Annotated in this window: 9 protein-coding genes; all 9 read left to right on the top strand. The window is 47.6% G+C overall.

Going from position 1 to position 10556, the window contains the following annotated elements:
- Positions 1–718: carbohydrate ABC transporter permease (locus V1L65_RS05530; RefSeq protein WP_331698079.1), on the top strand; the 718-nt coding region annotated here is incomplete at its 5' end.
- A gap of 45 nt (positions 719–763) precedes the next feature.
- Complete coding sequence (locus V1L65_RS05525; protein WP_331698078.1) at positions 764–2083, top strand: ABC transporter substrate-binding protein; 1320 nt, start codon at positions 764–766, stop codon at positions 2081–2083.
- Positions 2084–2101: 18 nt separating this feature from the next.
- The gene (locus V1L65_RS05520) at positions 2102–2863 is read left to right on the top strand and encodes a glycerophosphodiester phosphodiesterase family protein (RefSeq protein ID WP_331698077.1); all 762 of its coding nucleotides are present in this window, start codon (positions 2102–2104) and stop codon (positions 2861–2863) included.
- 300 nt (positions 2864–3163) lie between these two features.
- Positions 3164–5026, top strand: a complete 1863-nt coding sequence (locus V1L65_RS05515; RefSeq protein ID WP_331698076.1) for an FG-GAP repeat domain-containing protein — start codon at positions 3164–3166, stop codon at positions 5024–5026.
- Positions 5023–6117: an ABC transporter permease gene (locus V1L65_RS05510; RefSeq protein WP_331698075.1), complete on the top strand. Its 1095-nt coding sequence runs from the start codon at positions 5023–5025 to the stop codon at positions 6115–6117. The genes V1L65_RS05515 and V1L65_RS05510 overlap by 4 nt, the downstream gene beginning before the upstream one ends.
- A 56-nt stretch (positions 6118–6173) precedes the next feature.
- Positions 6174–6743, top strand: a complete 570-nt coding sequence (locus V1L65_RS05505) for a hypothetical protein (protein WP_331698074.1) — start codon at positions 6174–6176, stop codon at positions 6741–6743.
- Positions 6740–8602, top strand: coding sequence for an S-layer homology domain-containing protein (locus V1L65_RS05500; protein ID WP_331698073.1), 1863 nt, complete (start codon positions 6740–6742; stop codon positions 8600–8602). The genes V1L65_RS05505 and V1L65_RS05500 overlap by 4 nt, the downstream gene beginning before the upstream one ends.
- Before the next feature lie 145 nt (positions 8603–8747).
- Positions 8748–9581, top strand: coding sequence for an SDR family NAD(P)-dependent oxidoreductase (locus V1L65_RS05495; protein ID WP_331698072.1), 834 nt, complete (start codon positions 8748–8750; stop codon positions 9579–9581).
- Between the two features lie 19 nt (positions 9582–9600).
- Positions 9601–10545: an aldo/keto reductase gene (locus V1L65_RS05490; RefSeq protein ID WP_331698071.1), complete on the top strand. Its 945-nt coding sequence runs from the start codon at positions 9601–9603 to the stop codon at positions 10543–10545.
- The last annotated feature ends 11 nt before the right edge of the window (positions 10546–10556 follow it).

Here is a 10556-nt window from a genome sequence, read left to right as displayed (position 1 = left end):
TTTTCGGGAAACACTCGCTTTTCCGCCTACGATTATCCCATCGGTGCCGCAGTTTATTAACTACGTCGATGCGATGCAGGCAGGACCGTTTCTGACCTATTTTAAAAACTCGGTCGTCATTACGCTGAGCATTATCGTCATTCAGATGATCGTGATGATTCCGGCCGCTTATGCGTTTGCCAAGTACAAGTTTTGGGGCAGCGGAATTTTGTTCAGCCTCGTGCTGCTTGCCTTTATGATCCCTGGTCAGGTTACATTTATTCCCGTATACCTGATGATGTCGGATTGGGGCATTATGAAAACGTTATTGCCGCAGATTATTCCGTTTATGTCCAATGCCTTCGGTATCTTCCTGCTTCGCCAGTACTTTATGCAAATTCAGGACGAAATCGTGGAGGCGGCCCGCTTGGATAACGCGTCCGAGCTTAGCATTATGACTCGCATCATGCTGCCCATGTCCTTGCCTGCTCTAGCTACAGTAGGCTTGTTCAGCTTCGTCAGCCACTGGAATGATTATTTCTGGCCGCTCGTGATGACCGATTCCGCAGCTGTTAGACCGCTGACCATTGGTATTTCCATGCTGCGTGAAACAGAAGGCATCAGCAACTGGCATATTATCATGGCAGGCAACGTGGTGCTCGTACTGCCGATCCTGATTGTGTACTTGTTCAGCTCCAAACAAATCGTAAAAGCGTTTGTTTACTCAGGTATTAAGTAATTATTACTAATACATCCTAGAAACATAAAAATGGAGGGTTAAAAAATGAAAAAGTTTTCTGTAATCCTTATTATGCTGACGCTGGTCGCGAGCATGCTAGCTGCGTGCGGCCAATCTTCCACAGGCGGAAACAACCCGACAGATCCATCCAAAGCACCGTCTAACACGGCCGACAATGGCGGCAGTAAAGGTAAGAAAACCGTTCACTTCTGGCATTCGCTTGGCGGAGGAAACGGTGAACGCATCGACGAAATGATTAAACGTTTTAACGATTCTCAAGACAAAATCGAAGTAGTCGGCACTTTCCAAGGTAACTATAAAGAAACAGTTACCAAGCTGCAGCAAGCGATTGCTGCCAAGTCCGCTCCTGAAGTCGCGATGATTGAGCGTGCTTATATTCAAATGTTCTCGGATTCAGACGTACTTGAAGATCTCACACCTTATGTTGCAAAAACGAACCTGGATCTTAACGATTTCAGCGAAGGTCTAATGGGCCACTCTAATTTCAATGACAAGCTGGTATCGTTGCCGCTTAACCGTTCTACTCCAATCCTTCATGTTAACAAAACGATGCTTGATGAGCTAAACCTTGCCATCCCGACAACTTGGGAAGAAATGGCGGACGTAGCTTCCAAGTTAGCGATTAAAGAAGGTAATGAATACAAGCGCTATGGCCTCTCTATGCCGTATGACACTTGGTATCCAATGGCGATGATTACGCAAGCTGGCGGCAGATTCTTTAACGAAGAAGGCACGGGTCTAGGCTTTATTGACAACGGTATTGGCGTAAAAGTTTTCGAAGAGCTTAAAAAGCTGCAATCCAATGGTGGCCTATACTACCCGCCTGCAACAGACTCTGGTAACATCGTAGGTTCTATGTTCAAAGAAGGTAAAGTAGGCATGCTTTATCAATCAACAGGTACAATCGGCGGCTTTCTGTCTTCTGTTGAGTTCGAATACGTAACAGCTTTCTTGCCGAAAGAGCAAGTTCATGCTAACCCAACTGGCGGCGCTAACGTATCTATGTTAAACAGCGGAACTAACAAGGACGAAGCTTGGGAATTCATTAACTGGATGATGACGAATGAGCAAGGCGCTCTGCAGTTCATTATTGATACTGGTTACCTTCCATTCACGAAGTCGATGACGGAGTCCAAAGCGATCCAAGATCTATGGGCAAAAGAGCCCATCCGTAAAACGGCTTACGAGCAATTGCAATACGCGATTGACACTAACAAAGCTGTAGCTTGGACTGAAGTAGAGCAAGAATTCTTCTCTGCAATTGAAGCTATTATGTACGACAGCAAAGATATCGCAGCAACGCTCGATACATTAAAGAAAAACACAGATCGTTCATTCAAGTAAAAAACGGGAGCTATTGATATGATAGAGAAAATCCAAGACATTCAGACCATTGTCATATCAGGACATCGCGGTTACAAGACCGCTTACCCGGAAAACACACTGCTTGCCTTTCATGAAGCGATTCAAAGAGGCGTCGATATGCTCGAATTTGATTTGCGATTGTCAAAGGACCAGCAGGTAGTTGTTATTCATGACGAGACAGTAGATCGGACAACAAATGCGACAGGTGCTGTTCGAGACTTTACATTAGCTGAGCTGCAGCAAATGGATGCAGGCGGCTGGCTTGATCCAATGTTCGCCGGGCTGCAAATTCCTACACTTAAACAGCTTTGTGATTTTTTACAACCCTACCCTGAATTGCTGTTTAATGTGGAGATAAAGCCAAGTCCCGATGCGATACAAGTAGTCGATCAAACGATGAAACTGCTAGAGCAGTACGGCATGCTTCCACGATGCGTATTTACTAGCTTTGATGCATCCGTGCTTGCCTACATGCATGATGAGTACGGTGTGAAAACACAGGGCTTCATAGGTTCGATTATGAGTAATTTTGTTGAAGGCGCGGACGGTACCTATTCTAAAATGTGGGCCATCGGCATAGAGCTGAAGCTGCTTACCCCTCAAACAGTGGCCAGCTTTAAGGAAATGGGCTTGCAGGTTTGGAGCTACTGTCCGGACACAGAACAAAAAGTCTACTACTCTATCGGCTGCGGAGCTACCGTCATGACATGCAATGATCCGATGCCTGCTTTGAAGGTTAGAGGTCTATTGTCTAAATAAAACAAGAGAGCGATCAGGAGAAATCCTGATCGCTTTTTTGTTTTATTTATAACAGTTTATAAGTTTTGCACACTTATTCGTTACTAACATTTCGCTACTATTTGGATCAGCATATTTTGGCTCGTCAATAATCATTTACTGCAAATACCCCTGTCAAGAACTGAATGTTCCCATGGTTTTTGATCGAAATCAAGATTATATAATTAATTCAGCTGGATAGAAGGAGTTGTTGGAATGTGATTCGTGGAGTGCTTAAGGAAAAAGGCTTTGATACGTTTAGCAAAGGGAAATTAGCCGCTGGTGCTCGATAGCGGCGAAGTGATAAGTGCAGCGATCGGAGATGTAAGAGGAGCCGGCAGTGAGGATATTATACTCGCCTCGCGGCAGCAGGAAGCGGACGGCCTGGAGAAATCGTGGATTTACTGGGATTCGGAGAAGAGCTATACCAATGACAACCGGACCTCTTTCACGACGAAAAGTGCTTATGATATTGAAGTAGCGGACTTGAACGGCAATGGTTATGACGATGTCATCGTATGCCAGGATAAGACGGAAACGATGTATACGTATGAATCACTTATTTACCGAGGGTCAACAGATGGCTTGGAGGCGCCGCCGTTGCGGCTTGAAACACATTGCGCCGTGGGTGTATTTATTGCTCGAACGATGGACAGCGCGAATCCGCAGGTTATTTTCCTTAATCACATGACTAATCGAATTTTGGGAGATGTGCCAACAGCTATTTACTTGGGCGGACCGGACGGCTTCTCTTCTGAGCGAAGACTTGAACTGACCGGCTGGGCAGCGACAGAGCTGCGAATTTGCGACTTTAATGATGATGGATTTGCGGATGTGTTCATGACCAACAGTAATGAGAACGCGCTGCATATGGATAACGGCTCATTCGTTTTCTACAACGGTCCAGATGGATTTTGTCAGGAGCAAAAAGTGGAGCTTCCGACGAAAAATTCGATGAGCAGTTGCTGTGCGGATCTTAATCGGGACGGGTGGCTTGATCTTATTGTTGTCGGCCACAACAACGACGAATTGTTAATCTTTTACGGCTCAGAGAATGGGTTTGTTGACGAACCGGTGCGCATTCAATTAGTTATTGACGGCGTTGCCTACAGACAGCCGAGATTCATGACTCTGGCGGACTTGAATAATGACGGCTGGCTGGATCTCGTTATACCAGATTGCGGAGCAACCGATGATTTGCTCATTTTGTGGGGCGGGCCGGATGGATTTGATTTGAATCGGCGCACCTTACTGCCGGAAGGAGCGGGAATCAGCTCACGCGCGGCGGATTTAAATGGCAATGGCTGGCTTGACTTAATTGTAGGCGGTTACAAAGGAGCAGACGTCGGCGATCCTTACGGCACTTTTGTTTATATTTACTGGGGTGGCCCTGAAGGGTATTCCAATGACAGAAGGACGGAGCTGCCGGCGCACTTCGCCGCGGATCTTGCAATTGCTGATTTTAACAATGACGGTATTCTTGACATATTTGTTGCTTGCTATCATGGAACTCGAACCCGCGATATCGACTCGTATATTTATTGGGGTGAGCCGGACGGAACTTATTCAGTGGACAAGCGGACGCGACTATTCGGTCATTCCGTCGCCGGTGTGCTGGCCGCTGATTTTAATGAGGACGGATATGTCGATTTGGCGATGGCCAACCATAAGACCTTTGGGAATCATCCGGGCATGTCCTTCGTGTGGTGGAACGGTCCGAAAGGATTTAATGAACACAACCGGACAGAATTGCCTACGACAGGACCACACGGAATGACGCATTCGGACATCGGCAACATTATGGACCGCGGTCCTGATGAGTTCTATGAATCACGCCCTGTTGAGCTGCCGGAAGGCTGCGTCTTAACCGGAATCGATTGGCTTGCAACCGTACCGGTGAAAACGTGGGTTAAAGCACAAATCCGAACCGCCGCGAATGAAGAAGCGCTGATGGAGGCGAACTGGTCTGGCATCGATGGAGAGGGAAGCTGGTTCGAGAAGGGCGGCAAGTGGTCCGCAGGCAAGTATACGGGCAACTGGGTACAATATCGATTAGCTCTTGGAGCTGTCAATAGCGGCGGAACTCCCCGTATTAATGAAGTGATCCTTGATTATGAATCGCAGGCGCAAATATCAGAACAATGATGAATGAGGAGGGGATCAACATCGAACAAACTGCGAGTGCGATCAAAACGGATGCCGGTCTGAAGAGGAACCTCCGCAAAAAGAAGTGGAAAACATTAGCTCAGCAATATCAGTTAATTCTTATGTCTGTGCCGTTTGTCGGCATATTGGCCCTATTTAGTTATTTGCCCTTATGGGGCTGGATTATGGCATTTCAGAAATATTCCGTAGTAAAGGGCATATTCGGAAGCGAATTTGTCGGGCTCGATCAGTTTATAAAACTGTTCAGCGATGACTGGTTTTATATCGTTCTTCGAAATACGCTGGCGATGAGTTTGATGCATCTGATTACGAGCTTCGCAGGAGCAATTGGTTTGGCGCTGCTTCTTAATGAAGTAAGGTCGAGATTGTTCAAACGAACGATTCAAACGATTACGTATATTCCGCATTTCGTCTCCTGGGTTGTGATTGCCAGCATCGTGACACTTGTTCTGTCTCCGGATTTCGGGCCGCTGAATGAGCTGCTGCTCTGGCTTGGCATTGTGGATGAGCCAGTATTTTTTCTATCCAAGGAAAAATGGTTTTGGGTCATTCATACGATGGCCGGCTTCTGGAAGGAGCTGGGCTGGAGCACAATTATTTATTTGGCGGTGCTGGCCGGAGTGGACCCGGCGCTCTATGAAGCCGCCGATGTGGATGGAGCGGGACGTTTCCGCAAAATGATTCATATATCTTTGCCTGGACTTATGCCGACTGCCAGCATTCTACTAATCTTGAACACGGGTTACTTGATCGCGACAGGCTATGAATCACAGATGCTGCTCGGCAACAATCTGGTTATGGAGTATTCGCAGGTGCTTGACTTGTATGCGCTTAACTACTCCATGCAAATCGGGGATTACTCCTATGGCATCGCTATTAGCATGTTCATATCAGTGGTGATAATCCTGATCCTCCATACTATTATCGCAATAATCTTACCATTGCATACAGCGATGATGAGACGCTCACCTGGCAGGGTTATACTGATCTGGTTGGACGTACTCGCCTGTCTACGCCGGGCTGGATTTCCGAGAATGAGAAGCGCAACGTCGTTCAGGCGGATGGAGTAAAGGCAGGTGATGATGCGTGGCTGTTCACCTGGCCTGGACTGACGGGGTCCTTCTCTATGCTGGTGGAGGATTTTGATCGTTATTTGCGCTACAGCCATGGCGTATTGGATAGCTTCGAGTATGAGCATAGCGGAATTTCGCCCGATAATGGGACAACTTTGGCGAATGATTACTGGTGGAAGACGGCTAATTCCGGAGTCGTTACTACAAGTGACGCTGTTGCGAGGCAAGGTGATCGATCGCTTTATATTCACGACAATATTGATGACCAGCGGGTGACGGGCGGATCAAGGCTGTTCCCGGCAACCCGTAAAGCGAGCGTGCAGCTTTCGATCTATGGAGAGAGCTTCGACAATGATCTGTTTATTTCTTTGCAGGAAGGATACTCGCAGCATTGGAATGCGCTCGGTGCCGGTTTCATCCTGCAGCTAGATTCTGACGGATCGTTGAAATATACAGATACAGAAGTAAATTCTTCAACCGGGACGGTCAAAGTAGGATTTGTGAATCCGGACAGCAACCCGCTGACTGGCAACTTGTCCAATTTCTCGGACGCTTTCCCGTTCGCGTTTGATTACAAGGATCGCAGCTTGGCAGGGCTGCCAAGCTGCGTGAAATCCATTTGATTGACAGCAAGCAATATAATAAACCGCAGCCGCCAGACAACCTGCCGGGGAATCGGATACAGCAGCAGAACCTAGAAGTGTATGTCAGCGATATGAATAATGGGGATTGGACACTTGTAGAAGGTTGGAGCTTCGAGAAGGAAGACGGCAATATAACGATTGGACTAGATGGTTTGGAAATCGAAGCGCGCTATGTAAAAGTCCACCAAAACTACTCTGACACGGCCTTTACTTTCGGAGCGCCACAGCAAGAGATTATGCGGGTGATCACAGAGTATGACCAGCCGATCGAGTTCCAAGAGCTGGCGACACCAACAAGCTTGGCGTTTAATGAATGGCATAAAATTCGTCTTGACTTTGATCTGGACAGTGGACTGGCCGACGTCTATGTGGATGATGCATTCAAGGGCACGATAGAGGCTGCTCATCCGGGTAAAGTCATTAACCATCTGATGATCTCATCCGGTGCTTCCGGACTTGGGACGGAAGTCTATGTGGATGAAGTGATTATTCAGGATCTATCTGTGGCGCTGCCGCAAGCCGGACTAATAGGAGATGAGGGGCCGGCAGCTGAAGAAGAGGATACGACTGCTCCGGCGATCGCATTCTCCCCAGACGGTAGTGAAACCATACTGTATGAAGCTTCTGTCCAAGCGGCGGTAACAGATGATTGGAGCGGTATCGACGCAGATCAGCTTAAGTATGTTTGGGCACAGAGTGAAACAGCTCCGGATACAGGCTGGAAAGCATTCAGCTTAAGCGATGCGATGACTTTGTCGAACGTGTCAGGCGATTGGTATTTGCATATTCGAGCAGCTGATTTAAGCGGTAATACAGCGGAAGCCCACTCCAACCGTTTCCGTATGCAGCTAAGGAATTCATCGGGGCCGACGTCGCCTTCAACCGGCGGCAATACCGGCAATGAATGGAACGTTGCTGCCGGGGAAGGCGGGACGTTTGGAAGCAATAATGAAATAGAATTGACGATTCCGGTAGGAGCCTCGGATAAGGCAATGCGTATTGCCATCTCAAAGCTTCAGGAAGCCGACGTTCCCCAGCATATGGAATGGAGCCGGTTAAGTCCTGCCTTTAATGTATCGAAAAATATAGCAGGAAGCTTGAAGAAGCCGGCAACGATTAAGCTGAGGTTTGATCGGGATAAGCTTGAAGATAATCAACAGCCTGTTATTGCTTACTATGATGAAGTGAAAAAAGTTTGGGTTGAAATCGGAGGAAAGGTTGAAGGTGATTTTATTTCGGCGGAAACAGATCGCTTGGCAACATTCGCGGTCTTCGCCAAGCCGCTTGGATCGACAGAGCCTGTCGTGTCGTTTAGCGATTTGGAAGGACATTGGAGTAATTCTGCAGTTTATGAGGCGGTAAGGTTAGGGATTGTCAATGGCTATCCGGATGGCATGTTCAAGCCGGATAAAGCGGTGACAAGGGCTGAGTTCATCGTTATGCTTGCCCGCGCGCTGGAGCTGGAGGCCGATGAAGAAGCGTTGCCATTGTCGTTTGCCGATAGCGAGCAAATCCCGAACTGGGCTTTGCTGTCTGTAGCGCAGGCGCTGAAAGCGAGCATTATACATGGCTATGATGACGGCACCTTCCGTCCGGATGCGAGGATCACTCGCATAGAAATGATTGCAATGACAGTGCGTGCGCTAAAACTCCCAATCGGCGAAGAGACTGCTACGAGCTTTGAAGACGATGCGAATATTCCGGCTTGGGCAAAATCATTAGTTGTTGAAGCAGTTGCCAAGGGACTTGTCAAAGGGCGCGGCGGCAACCGTTTTGCTCCAGGCGAAACATCGACTCGAGCGGAAGCGGTGACGATTTTACTGAGAGCTATTCAATAAGAGATTAGGGAGTATGCGGTGGTATACTCCCTCTCTATTTGGAGCAAGGCTAGATGGCTGTAAAGCAAATATAACCATATTGTTAAGGAAAAACCCAGATTTCTATAGGGTGTGAAAGAGTAGCCTATGCTATTCTGATGCAAATATGGGTACCGAATTATTAGAAAGTGGGTATGTTATGTCGACGATGGATATGTTCCAATTGAATGATCAGGTTGCGATTGTTACAGGTGGATCGGGATTGTACGGTGAACATATTTCAACCGCTCTTTGTGAGGCAGGAGCGCATGTCATTATCGCTTCCCGCAACGAGGGGAAGTGTCAAGCTCTCGCAGATCGCTTCAATGAACGAGGATACAAAGCATCAGGCATGAAGCTGGATCTGAGCGATGAGCAAAGTATTATCGCATTTATCGCAGAAGTGTCCGACAGATACGGGCGAATTGATATTCTCGTCAATAACTCTGTCTCCCGCTATGGTTTAAACAATGTTGAAGAGACGACTGCCGAAGGATGGAATACAGCGCAGCAGGTGAATGGAACGGGGCTGATGCTTATCTCGAGAGAAGCCGTTAAGCTGATGCGTGCCGCCGGCAAAGGAAATATTATTAACATAGCCTCCATTCAAGGAGCGCAGGCGCCTCACTTCCCCGTCTATGGAGATACGGGTATGACTAGCGGTATCGAGTATACGTTCGCGAAGTGGGGGATGATTGGAATGACGAAATGGATGGCCAGCTATTACGGACCTTATAATATTCGCGTCAATGCGATTAGTCCCGGCGGTTATTACGAAGGAGACAATCAGCATAAGGAAGATTCGAATGAATTCGTGAGAAATTACAAGTCCATGACTCCGTTAGGCAGATTAGCTGAAGATGATGATATTAAGGGGCCGATCGTTTTCCTCGCCTCTGAAGCTTCACGCTACATCACGGGCCATAATTTGTTATTGGATGGTGGCTGGACAGTCTGGTAAAAGAAAGGGGGAAATGTCCGTGAATAAACTTACAGTATCCAAAATGACGCTCGGCACTGTACAACTTGGGATGAATTACGGGTTTATCGGCAACAGTCAAAAGCCTGATGTTCAAGCGAGTTATCGTATTTTGCAAGCAGCATGGCAAGGCGGAGTGTCGACCTATGATACGGCTGCGACGTACGGAGAATCTGAGCAAATACTGGGCCATTTTTCGGGGAAGTTGCAATCTGGAGAAGCTCCGACAATCATTACCAAAATTTATGTGCAGCCGGAGGATGGCTGGAGTCCTGCACGAATAAAAGATGAGATTTATCGCCAGACGAGGGCGTCGCTTGAGAGGCTTGGTGTTGAGCAAGTGTCTGCTATGATGCTGCATAACGTCGGTGCGATGCGAGCTCATGGAGACATCATTGCTCAAGTATTCGACGAACTTGTACGGGATGGCTTAGTGAAACAGGCGGGTATTTCATTCTCGTCCAATACAGAAGAGGAATATGCAATGTTGCATCCGTATTTGGAAGACTCCGTTTTCGGCGCTGTACAGCTTCCATTAAATTTGTTCGATCATCGACCGCTAAATAACGGGTGTCTGGAGATGTTGAGATCCGCCGGCAAAACCGTGTTTGTCCGCAGCGTATTTCTGCAAGGACTTCTCTATGCAAATGAAGCGGAGCTGCCATCTCAACTGCCCGAAGCTATTGAGCCGATCCGCCAGCTTCGCGAGCTTGCAAATAGTTGTGGCTTAACTCCTGCTGGGCTGGCTGTTTCCTATATTCGCGATATGCCGGGTGTAGATAGTTTGGTTATCGGCGTGCAGACAGTTGAGCAACTGGAGGAAAATTTGCGGCTAATGGAAGGACCTGCTGTGCCAGAGTCAATTTGTAAAGAAATAAGAGAGAGATTCCGGAATCTTCCCGAGCGGCTCCTTTCACCAGGCATGTGGAGCAGGACATACTCATGATGGTTTTTGTG

Origin of the sequence: Paenibacillus sp. IITD108 (assembly GCF_036541265.1) — a bacterium.
Lineage (GTDB): Bacteria > Bacillota > Bacilli > Paenibacillales > Paenibacillaceae > Pristimantibacillus.
Note: the sequence above shows the minus strand (reverse complement) of the source record. Positions and strands in the feature narration are given on the sequence as shown.

Coding starts and splice junctions, on each gene's coding strand:
- V1L65_RS05510 (WP_331698075.1), top strand. CDS start 5,023: ATGATGAATGAGGAGGGGATCAACATCGAACAAACTGCGAGTGCGATC.
- V1L65_RS05495 (WP_331698072.1), top strand. CDS start 8,748: ATGGGTACCGAATTATTAGAAAGTGGGTATGTTATGTCGACGATGGAT.
- V1L65_RS05525 (WP_331698078.1), top strand. CDS start 764: ATGAAAAAGTTTTCTGTAATCCTTATTATGCTGACGCTGGTCGCGAGC.
- V1L65_RS05520 (WP_331698077.1), top strand. CDS start 2,102: ATGATAGAGAAAATCCAAGACATTCAGACCATTGTCATATCAGGACAT.
- V1L65_RS05505 (WP_331698074.1), top strand. CDS start 6,174: ATGCTGGTGGAGGATTTTGATCGTTATTTGCGCTACAGCCATGGCGTA.